The following is a 17,170-nucleotide window of genomic DNA, read 5'->3' as shown; positions in this document are numbered from 1 at the left end:
ACATGCTGGATCTTGGAAGGACCTTTTTACAAAGCGTCGAGCGTAGTCCTGGCGCGTTGGCTGTCGCCGATGGGGACAGAGTATGCAGCTATGCTCAATGGCACGATGATATTGCTGCGCTGGTCGCAGGCCTGAAGGGAATGGGTTTGGGCCCAGGGGATCGCGTCCTGGTTGTGCTGCAGAATCGCTATGAGATGGCTACGCTGCATTGGGCTTGCCAATTTCTCGGCGTGGTGGTGACACCGCTGAATTGGCGCGCCAAAGAAGACGAGGTCGTCTATTGCATTCAGGATGCAGATGTCCGCGCGGTATTCTTCGAGCCAATCAGCGCCGAGGCTGTCGTGCCGGCCGCCGCTCAATGTAACGTGCAGACCGTGGCTGTCGGCGCCGTAGCGGCAGACTGCATTCGTTTCGCCTCTCTGATCGAGGAGCATCGGGGCGCGGCATTAGTGCCAGAGGCGAACGCGGACGACTTTTCTCTGATGCTGTACACATCAGGTACGACTGGAAAGCCCAAGGGTGTGCCCCGTCGTCACCGCCACGAGCGTGCCGCAGCGTTGGCTCATGTCGCACAGAATCTATATGGCCGTGGTGAACGCACATTGGGTGTCATGCCGCTGTATCACACCATGGGTGTGCGTTCGCTGCTGGCCATGGCACTGGTGGATGGGCTATTCGTGTGCATGCCGAAATTTGACCCGGCCTTGACCTTGCAGGCGATTGAACAACATCGTCTGAGTTGTTTGTATTTGGTTCCCACGCTGTATCACGACATGTTGACCTGCCTGGAGCAGCGCCGGACCGACGTTTCGTCCGTCAGCAAACTGGGCTTTGCTGGTGCGCCGATGCACGACGCGTTGCTTCAGCGCCTGAACCGTGTTTTCGAGCCGAAGCTGTTCGTCAATCACTACGGTTCCTCCGAGGTTTACACCTTTGCCGTCGATGCCGATGCGACGCGCAAACCGGGCAGTGCCGGCAAGGCCGGCATCAATACCCGGCTACGCGTGATTGCCTTGGGTGCCGACGACCCGGATAAGCTCGCTGCCCCCGGAGAGGAGGGCCAGATCATTGCGGATCTCGCCGGCGACGAGGCCTTCGAGGGCTACTGGAACCGCCCCGACGCCGATGCCAAATCCATACGCAATGGATGGTATCGCACAGGCGACACGGGCTACATCGATAACGACGGCGACCTGTTCGTCACGGGACGCGTGGACGACATGATCATCAGCGGCGGGGAAAACATCTCTCCCGTCGATATCGAGTCGGTGCTGTCTTTGCATCCGGCGGTTGACGAAGTGGCTGTGGCGGGCATGCCAGACGAGCGTTGGGGACAGCGCGTCGTGGCCTTCGTCAAGCGTAAAACTTCCGTAGAGGCTACGGAATTGGACGCTCATTGCCGCCGCTCCGATCTGCTCAATTTCAAGCGGCCGCGTGAGTATGTGTTCGTCAATGAAATTCCAAAGTCGCCTGTGGGAAAAGTGTTGCGCCGCAAGCTGACCGCGGGTGAGTACGTGGCCGATGCCGCTGCCGAGTCCGGATCCAAATAATCGGCGGCCGATCCCGCCCATGACAACGTCGAATTGAATATCATGATTTCTGAAGCTCGCAAAACCGTACACACCGACCTGCGTGGCTGGCTCAGCCACTTGTCCGCCACAGACCGGCTGGCCGTTATAAAGCCGGGGGCTGCTCTTGAACATGAACTCGTGGCGATCGCCAAGCTCCTGGACGGCCGGCGGGCGGCCTATTTTCCGCAACCAGATGGTCACAGCGTTCCCGTCGTCTCCGGTTTTATGGCGCGCCGTTCATGGATTGCAGAGGCCATGGGCGTGGCGGAGTCCGAGCTGTTGGCCACCTTCCGCAGGGCTGCCGAGCAGCCCTTGCCCAGTCAGTTGGTGTCGCAGGCGGAGGCTCCGTGCCAACAGGTTGTGCACCAGCAGCCTGATGTGCGTGCAGTGTTGCCCGTTCCCACCCACAGCGAACACGACAACGGCCCATACATCACGGCGGGTATGGTGATTGCGCGCAATCCCGCGACAGGCGTTCAAAACGTGTCCATCAACCGTATCCAGGTGCATGGCAAAGATCGCATGGCGATCCTGATGCTGCCACGTCATCTGTATGCCTTTTACAGAGAGGCGCAGCGGCGTGGAGAGGATCTGCCGATTGCGATCGTCATCGGAGCCGATCCTTTGACGTTGTTGGCTTCGCAGGCAATTACGCAGATTGATTACGACGAGTTGGAAATCGCCGGCGCGTTGCATGGCCGTCCGTTGCGTGTGGCGCAGTGCTTGACCAACGATGTGCATGTGCCCGCGGATGCGGAAATCGTCATCGAAGGCCGCATTCTATGTGACGAGCGCGAGATGGAGGGGCCATTCGGCGAGTTCCCTCGTTACTACAGTGCACGCGAACAGCGCGAGGTCATCGCCGTCGATGCGATCACCCATAGGCAGGCGCCGATATTCCATACCATCGTACCGGCAGAAATGGAGCACTTGTTGCTGGGTTCCATTCCGCGTGAAGCCACATTACTCGCCCATCTGCAGCGCAGTTTCCCGAACGTCCTGGACGTCCATCTGTCGATAGGCGGAGTGGGGCGTTATCACCTCTACGTCAAATTGCGCAAAACGCATGAGGGACAGCCAAAAAATGTCATCTTGTGTGCCTTTGGTGCCCACTATGACATCAAACAAGTGATCGTTGTGGACGAGGATGTCGAGGTCCACGATCCCCAGCAAGTCGAATGGGCCGTGGCAACACGTTTTCAGGCGGACCGCGATATGGTGATGATCAGCGGCGCGCAAGGTTCCGCGCTGGATCCTTCGACCACGGTGAGCGCCGGAGATGGAGTGGCGCCCGTGCACGAACAGGGCCTGAGCGCAAAACTCGGCCTGGACGCCACCCGGCCCGTGACCTATCACGAGCACACCTTCACTCGAGTGCGCGTGCCTGGCGAAGACTCGATAGACCTCGCTACCTGGATTGAGTCAGGACGGCGTGTCGATTTCACTTCGTTGACCCAATCATGACTGAGTCTATTCGCAGACGTCTAGTCGTTGCCATTACCGGCGCCAGCGGCGCCATCTATGGCGTGCGCATCTTGCAGGAGTTACGTCGTCACCCGGAATGGGAAAGCCATCTGGTGATGTCCAGTTCGGGGGCGCTGACTGCTGCGCAGGAACTGTCGATGAAGCGTTCCGAGATAGAAAGCCTGGCCGACGTGGTGCATAGCGTCAAGGACATTGGTGCGTCAATATCCAGCGGATCGTTTGCCACCGACGGCATGGTGATTGCACCTTGCTCGATGAAGACGCTGGCCTCCGTCGCACTGGGAATGGCAGACAACCTGGTCAGCCGCGCCGCGGACGTCGCCCTCAAGGAGCGGCGCCGCGTGGTGTTGCTGGCACGCGAGACGCCGTTGAATCTGGCGCATCTGCGCAACATGACCAGTGTCACCGAAATGGGAGCGATCGTTTGCCCTCCCGTTCCGGCTTTCTATAACCAACCAAAGTCCCTGGACGATGTGGTGAATCACACCGTGGGACGTGTGCTGGATCTCTTCGGTATCAAGCACTCCCATCTGCTAGAGCGCTGGGATGGACTTCGCAAACCCTTAGTAAACCAGGAAGCCTGACATCTTTGCGATCGAGGGCCTGTTTCGATCAATGTATTACGGAATTCATTTCGAAGGAGTTTTACCGCCATGACAACTTTGCGACATCCCGCTCATGACCTGTTGGCAAATATCGACGGTTTTCGCGTAGAGATCAACGAAGAAAAACAGCGCGCCGACATCATCTTGAACCGACCTCCATTGAATGTCATCTCCATGCCGCAACGTGACCAACTGCGCGTGGTCTTTGAGGCATTGGACGACGACGAGCGAGTCCGGGTCATCGTTTTACGTGCCGAGGGTGAACACTTTTCCAGCGGCGGCGACATCAAGGGATTTCTCGAGGCTTCCCCGGAACACGTATCGAAGTTGGCCTGGAACATTGCCGCGCCAGCACGTTGTAGCAAACCCGTGATCGTCGCGAATCGCGGCTATTGCTTTGGTGTCGGTTTCGAAATCTCGCTGGCGTGCGATTTCCGTATCGCCAGTGAGACAACACTATATGCCTTGCCGGAGCAAAAGCTGGGCCAGATTCCGGGCTCGGGCGGATCGGCACGTTTGCAGAAAATGGTCGGCATTACGCGCACCAAAGACGTGGTCATGCGTTCTCGCCGTATCAGCGGGCAGCAAGCCTACGATTGGGGATTGGCGACCGAGGTGGTGCCCGATAATGAACTCGAGGCTGCGACCGACAAGCTAGTGGCCGAGTTGGTGGCGTTTTCTCCCATCGCTCAACGCACGGCGAAAAAACTGCTCAATGACACTGAGGATGCATCATTATCGGCGTCGATCGAGCTGGAGGGCCACTGCTATAGCCGTCTGCGCAGCTCGGACGATTTCCGTGAGGGTGTCGAGGCGTTCCATGGCAAGCGTGCTCCGAAGTTTCGCGGCAGCTGAGTCAGGGGAATCCAGATGGACACCGTCATGGGGGCGTTCGATTATGTGATTGTGGGCGGTGGATCGGCCGGCTGTGTATTGGCTCGCCGGTTATCAGAGCGCTCCGATTGCCGTGTCGCCTTGATCGAAGCCGGCGAGGATACGCCACCCGGGGCCGAGCCGGCTGAGATTCTGGACAGCTATCCCATGCCGGTGTTCTGCGGCGACCGTTGGATCTGGCCCGAGTTGACCGCTGCCGCGACTCGCAATGCAGCGCGTCGAGTCTATGAACAAGGGCGCGTGATGGGAGGCGGCTCCAGCATCAACGTCCAATCAGCCAATCGCGGCTTGCCGCGAGATTACGACGGCTGGGCGCAAGACGGTGCGCAAGGATGGGGGTGGGACGACGTGCTTCCCTATTTTCGCAAACTGGAGCGCGACCTCGATTTTCCCGATCATCCTCTGCATGGCGGTGACGGCCCCATTGCGATACGTCGCATATCGCCTGCTCAGTGGCCGCCATTTTGCGACGCTTTTGCCAAAGGCTTGCGCAGTCAGGGCCTGCCGCTGATGCAAGATCAGAATGCGGAATTCGGGGATGGATTTTTTCCAGGTGCGTTTTCCAATGAAGATGACCGGCGTGTCTCGGCAGCCACTGGTTATCTGGACGAGGCCACGCGGCGCCGTTCTAATTTGCGGATATATGCCAAGACCCGAGTTCTGCGTTTGTTGATGGAGGGCGTCCGGGTCAGTGGCGTCGTCGCGCGGGATGCTGCAGGACAACGTTTTACCGTGCGGGCACGCGAGGTAATTGTCTGCGCCGGTGCGTTGCAATCGCCGGTCTTGTTGATGCATGCGGGTATCGGCGATGCTGAGAGTCTGGCGCGCCTGGGTATTTCCAGCACGGTGCATCTACCCGGGGTCGGTCGGCAATTACAGGATCATCCCTCACTGACGTTCTGCCATTTTCTTGCTCCGCAATTTCGTGTGCCACTGACACGCCGGCGCGCCAGCATGATGGCTGCACGCGTGAGTTCAGGCGTTGCCGATTGCGAGGACGCCGATCTTTACTTATCCAGTGCAACGCGAGCCGCCTGGCATGCGCTCGGCAATCGCCTGGGCTTGTTTTTTCTATGGTGCAACCGGCCCTATTCGCGTGGGCAGCTCTCACTGACGTCGCCCGATCCCCATGTGCCTCCCCGAGTCGATCTGAATCTGTTGGACGATCCCCGCGATGTAGCGCGCTTGATTCAGGGGGTGCGCTTGCTGGCCAACACGGTTCGGGCCAGCGGCCTGGGGCAGGACGAACGCGATTTCTTTCCCGCCGCTTTTTCGCCGCGCGTCAAAGCGCTCAGCCGTTATACCCCGGCCAATGAGCGCCTGACCCGTGTGTTAGGCCTCGCGCTCGATGCTCCTGCACCGTTGCGCCGGGCTCTGATCAGCCGTTCGTTCAACGGCGGACGCAAGATGTCGGATCTGCTGGGCAATGAGCAGGAATTGACCGCTTTCATCCGCCGCCAGGTGTTCGGTGTGTGGCATGCCAGCGGCACGTGCCGCATGGGGTTAGCTACTGACGCTCGCGCCGTGACCGATAACCAAGGCCGAGTACATGGCACGCAGGGGCTACGCGTCGTCGATGCGTCATTGATGCCGCATTTGCCGTCGGCCAATACAAATATTCCAACCATCATGATCGCCGAGAAGATCGCCGACGCCATCCGCTGATCGGCATAGAAAAATTCTCGTCGCTACGAATCAAATCATCCAAAGGAGCAAAAAAATGTCGACAAGCGTGCAGCAGTCTGCATCGCAGAGCGAGGCAGGCAACAACAGGCAGGTGGCGGGAGCCGTGGTTGCCTCTTGCATGGGATGGGCCCTCGACCTGTTTGACCTTTTCGTGTTGTTGTATGTGGCACCGGTAGTGGGACGCTTGTTCTTCCCCTCGGAGCACGCCATGCTGTCTTTGGCTGCCGTGTATGCCTCTTTTGCGGTGACATTATTGATGCGGCCATTGGGCTCGGCGTGGTTCGGTTCTTACGCCGATCGAAAGGGGCGCAAAGGCGCCATGATCGTGGCCGTGGTGGGCGTCGGTTTTTCCACCGCTGCATTCGGCCTGTTGCCCACGGTGGCGCAGGTGGGTCTATTGGCACCGGTGTTGTTCATTGTGTTGCGCTTGGTGCAGGGCGTCTTTGTCGGTGGCGTGGTCGCATCGACGCATACGATCGGTACGGAGTCGGTTTCGCCTCGCTATCGCGGAGCGGTGTCAGGGTTGGTCGGCGGCGGCGGCGCAGGTATTGGCGCGTTATTGGCGTCTCTCGTCTATATGGCGATGTCGCACATCTTTCCGGGAGATCAGTTTGATGTCTGGGGATGGCGCTGCATGTTCTTTACGGGCATCATCAGTTCGGTATTGGGCCTGTTTATTTTCAACCGCCTCGAGGAATCTCCGTTGTGGAAAAAGGTTGCGGCCGAGAAAGCGGCACGCGCGCAGCAGGCTCGTCACGACGTAACGGCAGGCACTGTGCGATCCCCCGTGCGCACGCTGTTTTCCGGTGAATACCGTTCGGTGCTGTTCGTCAATTTGCTGCTGACCATTGGTGGCGGCAGCGGTTATTACCTCACCTCGGGCTATTTGCCGACTTTTCTCAAAGTCGTCAATCAGGCGCCCAGCGATGTTGCCGCCAACATCCTGATGGCATGCTCTGCAATCGTTGTCGTGGTGTCGATCATTGTGGGTCATTTGAGCACGTTTATAGGTCGCAAGCGTGCGTTCCTGGCCGTGGGCGTATTGCAGATCTTTGGTTTGCCTGCCTTATATTCCGCGATGCAAACCGCGCAAACGCCCATGGCGCTTGGGATCTACGCAGTGCTATTGGCTGGTTTGGGTTGTGCCAGTTTTGCGCCTATCCTGATTTTCCTCAATGAACGCTTCCCGACGTCGATTCGCGCTACCGGTACGGGTCTGTCGTGGAATATCGGTTTTGCGATAGGCGGCATGATGCCGACATTCGTGTCGCTGGTGGCGGCCACGCCTGCTGATTTGCCCTCGACCCTTGGCATATTCGCTGGCGCCATCAGCGTATTGTTTGTCTTGGGTGCTTTGATCATTCCGGAGACCGTCGGTCGGCTGGAACAAACAGCGCCTGCCCAGGCAGAGGCCTGACATGTGGTGCAGGCCCAGCGCGTTGTCAATTGCGGATCTGCAGCGTGCCGCCCAACGGCGCCTGCCGCCCAGTATCTATGGCTATGTACATGGCGGCAGCGAAGATCAAACCGCCATGCGGGCGAATCGCGAGGCATTTTCTCGTTGGCGGTTTCTGCCACGGCCGCTGGTCAATGTGTCGCAGCGGCAATTGGGCGTCACATTGTTTGGCCGGCAATACAATGCCCCTCTGGGGATCAGTCCCATGGGCGTTGCCGGCCTGTGCGCCTTCGAGGGCGACGTGGCTTTGGCTCGTGCGTCGTATGAAGCGGGGATTCCGTTCGTATTGAGTGCGGCGTCCACCACTCCATTGGAAAAGGTGGCTCAAGCGAATCCGGACATGTGGTATCAAGGCTATTTACCTGCCGATAAGCACGTCATCGAGCCATTGTTGCGTAGAGTGTGGAATGCCGGTGTCAAGGTGCTGGTGGTAACGGTAGATGTACCCATAGCCTCGGCGCGTGAGAACGAATTACGCAATGGCTTCAGCATTCCACTCAAGCTATCGCCACGCTTGATTTGTGGCGGCATGATTCGGCCGCGCTGGTTGATGTCGACCTTTGCGCAGACCTTGCTAAAGCGCGGCATGCCGCATTTCGAGAATTTCACCGCACAGCGTGGCGGTCCCATCATCGCCGCAGCCAAGGGCGATCACAGAGCCGGCCGTGCTGCGATGACCTGGAATGACATTGCTTGGATCCGGGACCGTTGGCCGGGCACGCTGTTGGTAAAGGGAATCTTGCGTGTACAGGATGCGCAACATGCTCATGCGTTGGGCTTGGACGGAATATTCGTATCCAACCATGGAGGGCGCCAGTTGGATGGTGCTGTTGCTCCTTTGGATGCGTTGCCGGAAATCGTGGCCGCCGCATCGGGGCTGACTGTCTTGCTAGATAGTGGCGTGCGGCGTGGCACCGATGTGCTAAAGGCGATGGCGCTGGGCGCCGATGCCGTTTTCATTGGCCGTGCTGCCATGTATGGATTGGCAGCCGGCGGGCAGAGCGGCGTTGCTCAGGCACTGGCCTTGTTGACCCGAGAAATTGATGTAGACCTTGCGTTGTTGGGGTGTCCCGATATCGCCGATTTGAGCCCTGCCTATTTAAGCCGTGCTGACCTGCCTGTGAGCGCCGGGCTGAACCAACTGAATGCATTGATGCCTGCCGTGCCCGCGGCGGTTTTTTAATACTTCTCGGAGCAATGAATGAATGTTCCCGCCAACACAACCGTATCCCGTACGGGTGGGCAAGTTTTGGTTGATAGTCTGCGGATTCACGGCGTAGACACGGCGTTTTGTGTGCCAGGGGAAAGCTTCCTCGCCGCAATCGATGCGTTCTATGAACGCCAGGACGTGATGCAATTGGTCGTTTGCCGCCAGGAAGGGGGCGCTGCCCATATGGCAGAGGCCTATGGAAAACTCACTGGCCGCCCCGGCATCTGCTTTGTGACGCGCGGACCGGGGGCGACCAATGCCAGTATAGGTATTCACACTGCCCGGCAGGATTCCACGCCGTTGATCGTCTTTGTCGGGCAGGTAGCGCGAGATTGTTTCGGACGCGAGGCGTGGCAGGAAATCGACTATCGCCACATGTTCGGCCACATTGCCAAATGGGTCGAGCAGATCGACGACCCGCGCCGTATTCCGGAATACATCAGCCGAGCCTTTCATATCGCCATGTCGGGACGGCCGGGGCCCGTGGTGTTGGCGTTGCCCGAGGACATGTTGGCCGAACAGGTCATGGTGGCGGACGCGCCCGCCTATCGTTTGGCACAGGCGGCTCCTTCTGCGCAAGCGATGACCGAGCTTACTGTCATGCTGATGCATGCTCAGCGTCCTCTGGTGCTGTTAGGTGGCGGCGGCTGGACGGCAGAGGCCAGCGCGCACGTCGCCGCGTTTGCTCAGACTTTTCAACTGCCTGTCGCTTGCGCGTTTCGCCGCCAGGATCTGATCGACAATTGTCACGATCGTTATATTGGCGAAGCCGGCCTGGGCATGGATCCCAAGCTGGCCAAGCGCATCGCCGATGCGGACCTGGTGCTTGCCATCGGTCCGAGATTGGGCGAGACCACGACAAACGGCTATGCCTTGTTTGAGGTGCCACGGCCGCGCCAGCGGCTTATCCATGTCCATGCCGATGCCGAGGAACTGGGCCGCGTCTATCAAGCAGATCTGGCCATCAATTCCTGCATGGAGCCTTTTGCCATGCAATTGGCGCAGTTGCCTGCGCCTGCTGATTGCAACTGGTCATCCTGGGCGGAGGACGCTCGCGCGGATTATCTGCGCAATCTCGAGCCTACACCCATGCCGGGCGACGTGAACCTGGCAGAAGCCGTCAAGTATCTGCGCGATACCTTGCCGGCAGATAGCATCATTACAAACGGTGCAGGCAACTACACCCTCTGGGTGCAACGTTTTTACCAGTATCGCGGCATACGCACCCAACTGGCTCCTACCAGTGGCACGATGGGCTACGGGGTGCCGGCGGCCATCGCGGCCAAGCTGTGTCACCCGGAGCGCACGGTAGTGTGCTTTGCCGGGGACGGGTGCTTTCTCATGAATGGCCAAGAGATGGCGACAGCGGTGCAGTATGGCCTGAACGTGATCTTTATCGTGGTCAATAACGCCATGTACGGCAGCATTCGCATGCACCAGGAACGTCACTACCCGGGTAGGGTGTGCGCCACTGATCTGCATAATCCGGATTTCGTGACCTTGGCGCGTGCCTACGGCGCGGCAGGCGAGCGGGTCGAGCGCACCGAGGATTTCGCCGCGACTTTTGAGCGCGCACGAACGGCGGGGCAGCCGGCGCTGATCGAGCTGTGCATCAGTCAGGATGCCATTTCACCTCGTACGACTCTGACGGCTTTGCGGGCTCAGTCGCAAAAGTAGCAGCCCTACGAGGGCTTTCGTCTGGCAAATTAGCGCTCGAAAAGCCCTCGGCCTGTCGCCTTTTTCAGGGCATGTATGTCAATGCATGTCGACGGTTCATTTTGAAATCGTCGAATATGACTTCTATTTAGGCGGCGTTTAATAAAAATGGCGAATTTAAAGCAACTTTTAGCGATATTTTGTCTGCGTCACCGTATTACAACATTTCAGCTGCTGTTCAGATTAATGTAAATCATTTTTATTTAGCATTCGATTCTCTGTTCTATGTAATTCGTAGTAACGACCGCGCCATCAGGCACGGACGGGTCGTCTATTCCCACGAGAAGCCGAATGCAATACATAAAAAACCGAAAATGCGCTCCGGTGCGTCCGCTGAGCCAGGGCTCGCTAGCGGGCAGCGCTGCTGCCTCAGTTCTGGCGACGCTCATGTTGAGCCAACCGGGCGCCGCCATGGCCCAGACCGCGGGGTCTGACGTCAAGACGCTGTCGCCTGTGAAAGTCATTGGCGAGGACACCAATTCCTACAAAGCCAACAAGCTCGAGTCCGCAAAGTTCACTCAACCACTGGTTGATACGACGCAGACAGTGCAGGTGGTGACCGAGCAGATGATGAAGGACCAGCAGGCCACGACGCTGACTGAGGCCATGCGTAATGTGGCGGGCGCAGGTACGTTCTACGCGGGGGAGAACGGTAATACCTCGACGGGCGATGCGATTTATCTACGTGGATTTGATACGTCTAATAGCATCTACGTCGATGGCATTCGCGATATTTCCAGCACGACTCGAGATATGTTCAATACCGAGGCCGTCGAGGTGATCAAGGGGCCGTCCGGTTCGGACTATGGCCGTAGCGCGCCCAGCGGCTCGATCAACCTGGTCAGCAAGCAGCCTCGATTGGATAACAGCTTTGATGCGAGCATTGGCATCGGTAGCGCACGGTACAAGCGAGGGACGATCGACTGGAATCAAGCAATTGGCGAGACGTCTGCGTTCCGTTTGAACGTCATGGGCTTAGATACCGATGTTGCTGGCCGTGACGAAGTCCAGAACAAGCGCTGGGGTATCGCGCCTTCGCTTGCCTTCGGTCTGGGCACGGACACTCGCGTATATATAGATTTCCTGCACGTCAAACAAAACAATGTGCCTGATGGTGGTGTTGTGACAATAGGCTTGCCCGGCTATCACTCACCGGGTGGCGCAATGTCATTTTTGGAGGGGGCCGACAAGGTAGATACGAATAATTTCTACGGTACCCAGTCGGATCACGATGACGCGACGACAGATATGGCAACGTTGCGTTTGGAGCACGACATTAATGACAACGTGACGGTGCGCAATGTGACGCGTTGGTCGCGTACCAAGCAGAACTATCTGTTGACTTCCTTTATGGCGGGCGGCGCGAGCGGTACGCCGGCCACGCCTAACGTAATTGGCGATCCGAATGATCCCTCTACCTGGGAGATGTATCGGTCGGCGAACCTGAAGAATTCCAACAATCGTATTTGGACCAATCAAACTAACCTAACCGCCAAATTTAGTACGGGCTCGTTCAAGCACGATCTGAGCACGGGTTTCGAGTTTACAAGTGAAATGCAGGACAATTTCGGAATGACGTCTCCGACGTATCCGAAGGTCAATATTTATCATCCGGATAACAGCATTCACGCCGAAGGTATTCACAATAACGGCGCAGATGCTCACGGCAAGACTGACACATTTGCCGTCTATGCTTTTGATACCGTCGAGTTGACTGATAAGTGGCAAATCAATGGCGGTATCCGTCTAGATCACTACCGTACGAAATACGATAGCGCTACCGCATGCGGCGGCTCGGGCCGCAACGCGGTGGCGTGCAACGGTGCCCCGACGGGTACGCCCATTACGACGGTCGATGAGCGTATTTCCGGCAACCTCGTGAATTGGAAACTCGGTGCTCTGTATCGCGTCGCGCCTAACGGCAACGTCTATGTGAACTATGGTGTATCGCAGCAGCCTCCCGGTGGATCGAATTTCCAGCTGGCTGCCGAAGGCAGCGGCAATAGCGCCAACCGCGTGGACTTCGCACCGCAAAAAGCCAAGACAGCCGAGCTGGGGACCAAATGGGAACTCTTTGATCGTCAACTGCTGCTCAGTGCTGCCTTGTTCCGCACCGAAGTCGACAACGAAGTCCAGCAAGACGTCGATGGCACCTACAGCCAGACCGCCAAGAAACGTGTGCAGGGCCTGGAGCTGGGCGCCAGCGGTCAGATCACGGACAACTGGTCGGTGAGCGCGGGCTACACGATTCAGAACGCGACAGTCGAAGACGGTCCCTCTGTGACCAACAACGGCTCCAACAACCTGACCTACACGCCGAAGCACGCGTTTTCGATGTGGAGCACGTATCGTTTGCCCGGCGGCTTTACCTTGGGCGGCGGCGCGCGCTATATCGGCAGCATGGAGCGCGGCTCCGACGGCGCCGTGGGCACGCCGGAATACGTTCGTTCGTATTGGGTCTTTGACGCCATGGCGGGCTATGAGGTCAACAAGAACCTGGACTTCCAGTTCAACGTCTACAATCTCTTTAACAAAGAGTACGTTGCTGCGATCAACAAGAGCGGCTACCGCTATTTCCCTGGCGCGCCTCGTACCGTATTGCTGACGGCCAACATTCATTTCTGATTCGCGCAGACGGATGTTGAACGCCGCCGCGGCGGGTGGACTACAGTCCTGCCTGTCACGGCGGTTATTGCATTTTTAGCGGAACATTCATCATGCTGCATATACCCCAGATCCTGACACAAGACGAGGTTCGAGACATGCGCCGCCGTCTGGACGCGGCTGAATGGGTAGATGGCCGCGCCACCGTCGGCAGCCAAGGCGCGAACGTCAAACGCAATCGCCAACTGGCCGAATCGTCAGATCTGGCCCGGGAACTGGGCGAGACCGTATTGCGAGCCTTGGCCCGCAACCCGCTGTACTTTGCGGCCGCGTTGCCTCTGCGTACCGTTCCGCCGTTGTTCAATCGTTACGAGTCTGCAGAAACCTACGGTTTTCACGTCGATGGCGCCGTGCGCAGTTTCCCGGCGGCACCGGGTTGGTTACGCACGGACTTGTCGGCAACGCTGTTTCTCTGCGATCCCGACGACTATGAGGGTGGCGAACTCGTCGTGAAAGATCTGTATGGCGAGCATCTCGTCAAACTGCCCGCCGGCGACATGATCCTGTATCCCGCCAACAGTCTGCATTGCGTCACCCCCGTGACGCAGGGCGCACGCGTGGCGTCGTTCTTCTGGATTCAGAGCATGATCCGCGAACATAACCGGCGGCAGATGCTGTTCGAGCTCGATCAGACCATTCAGCAACTGCGTGCTCAGTTAGGGGAAACCGAGCAGACGCTGTCGCTGACGAATTGCTATCACAATTTGTTGAGAGAATGGACTGAGCTTTGAGCATCCCGCTGGTAGACCCGCACCGCGGCGTCGAGAAAGGCTTCTATCAAACGCAGGCGCGGTGATGACCGGAGCCAGATCAATCCAAATCGGCGCGGTTTACATGGCGTTTTCAACGGAACGCTGACAACGTTCAGGCCGTTTTGCCATTGATGCCACGCGCTAGGTACGATCGACACGCCTAGGTCTTTGTGTACCAGGCGAGTGATGGCCTCCGTCGAGGCGAGTTCGAATCGCTCTTTGGGGACGATGCTGTTCTGGCGCAGATAAGTCTCGATCTGTTGGCCTGCCCAGCTTTCCCGGTGATAGCGTATGAATGGCTCCCGCTCAAGCAACAGGTGCGGGTCGGCACCCTCATGCTTGCGGGAGGCAATCAGGACGAAAGGCTCATCGCAAAGCAAATGCCACCCCATGACCTTTGATGGCGTAAATGATGGCTCGATGGCGATCGCAGCATCCAACGTGCCTCGTTCGACCTGTGTGTGAAAGTCGGGGGACTGCCCGGACATGATCCGTACTCGGATCTCGGGATATTGGCTGTTCAGCGCTTCGAGAATGTCGGGGATTTTGCCTGCCAGGACAGTATTGCCTGTTCCCAGGCTGAGCTCGCCCCTGAGTTCGTCAGTATTGGCCAACGCCGCCAGCGAGTCGACTTCGTCGATGATTTTCTGCGAGGCGTCCAGAATCCGGTGAGCAGCCTGTGTGAGATGCACGACTTTGCCTGCGCGGCGTACCAACTCGACACCCAGATCGCCCTCTAATGTGCGTATCTGCTGGGCAATGGCGCCATGGGTCAGATTCAATCGTCGAGCGGCCTCCGCCATGGAGCCGTAGCGATGAACAGCCAACAGCGTATGTAATAGTTTGGTGTTCATCCGTTGCGCAAAGGCTCGGTTGGGCGAAGAGGGAAAAGATAGGATAGCTATCTTTTGATCATGCTTGCAAGCGCCCTAAAACCATCTATGTCCCGATAGCATGAATGCTCATGGATATGAGAGGGACCTATGCGCAGCAAGTTATTTGTACCGGCTTCCCGGCCTGAGCTATTCGCCAAGGCGCTCAAGAGCGCGGCGGACGCGATCTGTTTTGATCTCGAGGATGCTGTACTGGAAAGCAAGAAAGCGTACGCGCGGGAATGCCTGGCGAATTTCTTCAGTACCGATGAATTCCACTCGCTGCGTCACGAAGGCAGAAAAAGCATCATCGTTCGTGTCAACGCGCTTGAAACTGGCCATACTGAAAACGACCTCATTGTTTCCTGCGTGGCTGGGGTCGATATCCTCAACATTCCCAAAACCGATACGGTCGAGGACGTGCTTCGTTTTACTGCCATGTTGGACGCACGAACCCAACAGACGGCCCGAGAAGGCGGGAAACTCGATATCCGTGTCCTGGCAAACATCGAAACCCCTAGGGCGCTCTTGAATGCGGCCGAAATCGCAGCGGCTCATCAACAGGTCTGGGGACTTCAGTTGGGGCTGGGAGATTTATTCGAGCCCTTGGGCATCGCCCGCGAAGACGCCCAGAATGTGCACACGGTGATGATGCAGATGCGCATCGCGGCGGGAGCCGCAGGCAAGATTGCCTACGACACGGCCTACACCAATGTCGCCAATGCCGAAGGTTATCGCCAAGAGGCCTGGCGGGCACGCCAAGCGGGATTTCTAGGCAAGACATGCATCCATCCCAATCAAGTCGCCATTGCCAACGACGTGTTCAGCCCTACGGAGGCGGAGATCCGCTGGGCCGCGAAAGTAGTGGAATCGGCCGAGCAGAACGACGTCAACGGCGCCTACATGTTGGAGGGCAAGATGATCGACGGCCCATTCATTGAACGTGCGCGGGCCATTCTCGCGCAATCGGCTGGCCAGTGAGCATGCATCAATTCGTTGTAGAAAACCGCTGCGAGTATGTCTATGAACAATAGCTTTCCCTTAGCCGGCTTCAAAGTGTTGGACCTCAGCGCGTATATCGCCGGCCCATACGGTTGCAATCTCCTGGCGGACATGGGGGCGGAGATCATCAAGGTCGAACCCCCCGAGGGCGATAATCTGCGCAAATATCCTTCGACCCTCTTGGGAGAAAGCCGCGCTTTCCTGGGTGTAAATAGAGGAAAGCGCGGCGTTTGTCTCGATCTGAAGAGCACATTCGGCTACGAAGTTTTTATCCGCCTGGTCAAGCAAGCAGATGTGGTCGTTCATAATTTTCGGCCTTCTGTTCCCGCGCGCTTGCGTATCGATTACGGCACGCTGCGCGCCCACAATCCAAAGCTGATCTACTGCTCGCTGACAGGCTATGGCCAGAGCGGGCCGTTGGCGAACCGGGCGGGATATGACCAGGTGCTGCAGGCCCGAACAGGTATTTGTTCGTCGCAGGGGACGACGGATGATCCAAAGATCGTTTATGGCTCAGTCGTGGACTACTACGGGGCTGCGATGTTGGCCAACGGTGTGACGGCAGCCTTGTTGCAACGTGAACGTACCGGAGAAGGCCAACACGTTTCAGTCTCCCTGTTGGGCAGCGCATTGGCCATGCAGGCGGCCAGATTGGTCGTGGCCGAGAACGAGCCACGCAGTATCAACCGCGATATGAGATCGGGCGGTGTTACGGGAATTCATCCAACTCGCGCCGGACATCTATATATTTCCGCGAACACGCCGCATTTCTGGCGATCACTGTGCACCTTGGTCGGCCGGCCGGCACTGGCGGACGACGAGCGCTACGACTCTGTCAAGAAGCGTGCAGTCCATGTGGACGAATTATTGCCCATACTGCGCGAAGCCTTGTTGAAGCGGACGGCCGAGGAATGGGAAGTGCTTTTCGGCGATCAGGTGCCATGCTCTGTCGTGCGGAATGTCGAGGACGTTTTTGAGGATGCTCAAGTTCTGGAGCAGGGGTTTATCGGTGAGCATGAGCATCCCGCTCTGGGGCCGTATAAGACCATTGCCAATCCGATTTCGTTCGGGGCAGCACCGAGCCAGCGCGAACTCCGTAGTGCTCCTGGTTTGGGCGAGCACACGAGTGCAATTCTGCGAGAGCTGGGATACTCAGATAGCGAGATCGAGGCGGGCCATGGCAATAAGCCTGCCTGACCTTAGATGAGATAACTCACGCGATGTAAACGGAGCAGTACTTACTTCAATCCTTGTTGT

Annotated in this window: 13 protein-coding genes; 12 read left to right on the top strand and 1 reads right to left on the bottom strand. The window is 57.8% G+C overall.

Going from position 1 to position 17,170, the window contains the following annotated elements; all coding sequences use genetic code 11:
• The first annotated feature begins 2 nt into the window (after positions 1–2).
• The 10 genes from ACYVIT_RS21210 (at position 3) to ACYVIT_RS21165 (ending at position 14,018) form a co-directional block, all read left to right on the top strand.
• Positions 3–1,550 (top strand): AMP-binding protein, encoded by a 1,548-nt coding sequence (locus ACYVIT_RS21210; RefSeq protein ID WP_415804459.1) that lies wholly within the window; start codon positions 3–5, stop codon positions 1,548–1,550.
• Between the two features lie 42 nt (positions 1,551–1,592).
• On the top strand, positions 1,593–3,035 hold the full coding sequence (locus ACYVIT_RS21205) for a UbiD family decarboxylase (protein WP_415804458.1): 1,443 nt from the start codon (positions 1,593–1,595) through the stop codon (positions 3,033–3,035).
• The gene (locus tag ACYVIT_RS21200) at positions 3,032–3,640 is read left to right on the top strand and encodes a UbiX family flavin prenyltransferase (RefSeq protein ID WP_415804457.1); all 609 of its coding nucleotides are present in this window, start codon (positions 3,032–3,034) and stop codon (positions 3,638–3,640) included. Before ACYVIT_RS21205 ends, ACYVIT_RS21200 begins: the two co-directional genes overlap by 4 nt.
• A gap of 69 nt (positions 3,641–3,709) precedes the next feature.
• Positions 3,710–4,516 (top strand): enoyl-CoA hydratase/isomerase family protein, encoded by an 807-nt coding sequence (locus tag ACYVIT_RS21195; RefSeq protein WP_415804456.1) that lies wholly within the window; start codon positions 3,710–3,712, stop codon positions 4,514–4,516.
• Positions 4,517–4,543: 27 nt separating this feature from the next.
• Entirely contained in the window at positions 4,544–6,220 is a 1,677-nt protein-coding gene (locus ACYVIT_RS21190) for a GMC family oxidoreductase (RefSeq protein WP_415804826.1), read from the top strand.
• A gap of 55 nt (positions 6,221–6,275) precedes the next feature.
• A complete protein-coding gene (locus tag ACYVIT_RS21185; RefSeq protein WP_415804455.1) occupies positions 6,276–7,658 on the top strand; it encodes an MFS transporter in 1,383 nt (460 codons plus the stop codon).
• 1 nt (position 7,659) lies between these two features.
• Positions 7,660–8,880, top strand: a complete 1,221-nt coding sequence (locus ACYVIT_RS21180; RefSeq protein ID WP_415804454.1) for an alpha-hydroxy acid oxidase — start codon at positions 7,660–7,662, stop codon at positions 8,878–8,880.
• Between the two features lie 18 nt (positions 8,881–8,898).
• Complete coding sequence (locus ACYVIT_RS21175; protein WP_415804453.1) at positions 8,899–10,584, top strand: thiamine pyrophosphate-binding protein; 1,686 nt, start codon at positions 8,899–8,901, stop codon at positions 10,582–10,584.
• A gap of 330 nt (positions 10,585–10,914) precedes the next feature.
• Positions 10,915–13,248, top strand: a complete 2,334-nt coding sequence (locus tag ACYVIT_RS21170; protein WP_415804452.1) for a catecholate siderophore receptor Fiu — start codon at positions 10,915–10,917, stop codon at positions 13,246–13,248.
• A gap of 89 nt (positions 13,249–13,337) precedes the next feature.
• Complete coding sequence (locus ACYVIT_RS21165; RefSeq protein ID WP_094823587.1) at positions 13,338–14,018, top strand: Fe2+-dependent dioxygenase; 681 nt, start codon at positions 13,338–13,340, stop codon at positions 14,016–14,018.
• Here the strand turns inward: ACYVIT_RS21165 and ACYVIT_RS21160 are convergent.
• Positions 13,985–14,893, bottom strand: a complete 909-nt coding sequence (locus ACYVIT_RS21160) for a LysR substrate-binding domain-containing protein (protein ID WP_415804451.1) — start codon at positions 14,891–14,893, stop codon at positions 13,985–13,987. The genes ACYVIT_RS21165 and ACYVIT_RS21160 overlap by 34 nt on opposite strands.
• Positions 14,894–15,022: 129 nt before the next feature.
• On the opposite strand from ACYVIT_RS21160, the gene ACYVIT_RS21155 reads away from it, so the two are divergent.
• Together ACYVIT_RS21155 and ACYVIT_RS21150 are read left to right on the top strand one after the other, a co-directional pair.
• A complete protein-coding gene (locus tag ACYVIT_RS21155; RefSeq protein ID WP_415804450.1) occupies positions 15,023–15,892 on the top strand; it encodes an HpcH/HpaI aldolase/citrate lyase family protein in 870 nt (289 codons plus the stop codon).
• A gap of 42 nt (positions 15,893–15,934) precedes the next feature.
• Entirely contained in the window at positions 15,935–17,110 is a 1,176-nt protein-coding gene (locus ACYVIT_RS21150; RefSeq protein WP_415804449.1) for a CaiB/BaiF CoA transferase family protein, read from the top strand.
• The last annotated feature ends 60 nt before the right edge of the window (positions 17,111–17,170 follow it).

The sequence above is a fragment of the Bordetella muralis genome (genome assembly GCF_054781015.1).
The sequence above is the reverse complement of the archived record's forward strand: the minus strand, read 5'-3'. Positions and strand labels throughout refer to the sequence as shown.

Coding starts and splice junctions, on each gene's coding strand:
- ACYVIT_RS21210 (WP_415804459.1), top strand. CDS start 3: ATGCTGGATCTTGGAAGGACCTTTTTACAAAGCGTCGAGCGTAGTCCT.
- ACYVIT_RS21205 (WP_415804458.1), top strand. CDS start 1,593: ATGATTTCTGAAGCTCGCAAAACCGTACACACCGACCTGCGTGGCTGG.
- ACYVIT_RS21200 (WP_415804457.1), top strand. CDS start 3,032: ATGACTGAGTCTATTCGCAGACGTCTAGTCGTTGCCATTACCGGCGCC.
- ACYVIT_RS21195 (WP_415804456.1), top strand. CDS start 3,710: ATGACAACTTTGCGACATCCCGCTCATGACCTGTTGGCAAATATCGAC.
- ACYVIT_RS21190 (WP_415804826.1), top strand. CDS start 4,544: ATGGGGGCGTTCGATTATGTGATTGTGGGCGGTGGATCGGCCGGCTGT.
- ACYVIT_RS21185 (WP_415804455.1), top strand. CDS start 6,276: ATGTCGACAAGCGTGCAGCAGTCTGCATCGCAGAGCGAGGCAGGCAAC.
- ACYVIT_RS21180 (WP_415804454.1), top strand. CDS start 7,660: ATGTGGTGCAGGCCCAGCGCGTTGTCAATTGCGGATCTGCAGCGTGCC.
- ACYVIT_RS21175 (WP_415804453.1), top strand. CDS start 8,899: ATGAATGTTCCCGCCAACACAACCGTATCCCGTACGGGTGGGCAAGTT.
- ACYVIT_RS21170 (WP_415804452.1), top strand. CDS start 10,915: ATGCAATACATAAAAAACCGAAAATGCGCTCCGGTGCGTCCGCTGAGC.
- ACYVIT_RS21160 (WP_415804451.1), bottom strand. CDS start 14,893: ATGAACACCAAACTATTACATACGCTGTTGGCTGTTCATCGCTACGGC.
- ACYVIT_RS21155 (WP_415804450.1), top strand. CDS start 15,023: ATGCGCAGCAAGTTATTTGTACCGGCTTCCCGGCCTGAGCTATTCGCC.
- ACYVIT_RS21150 (WP_415804449.1), top strand. CDS start 15,935: ATGAACAATAGCTTTCCCTTAGCCGGCTTCAAAGTGTTGGACCTCAGC.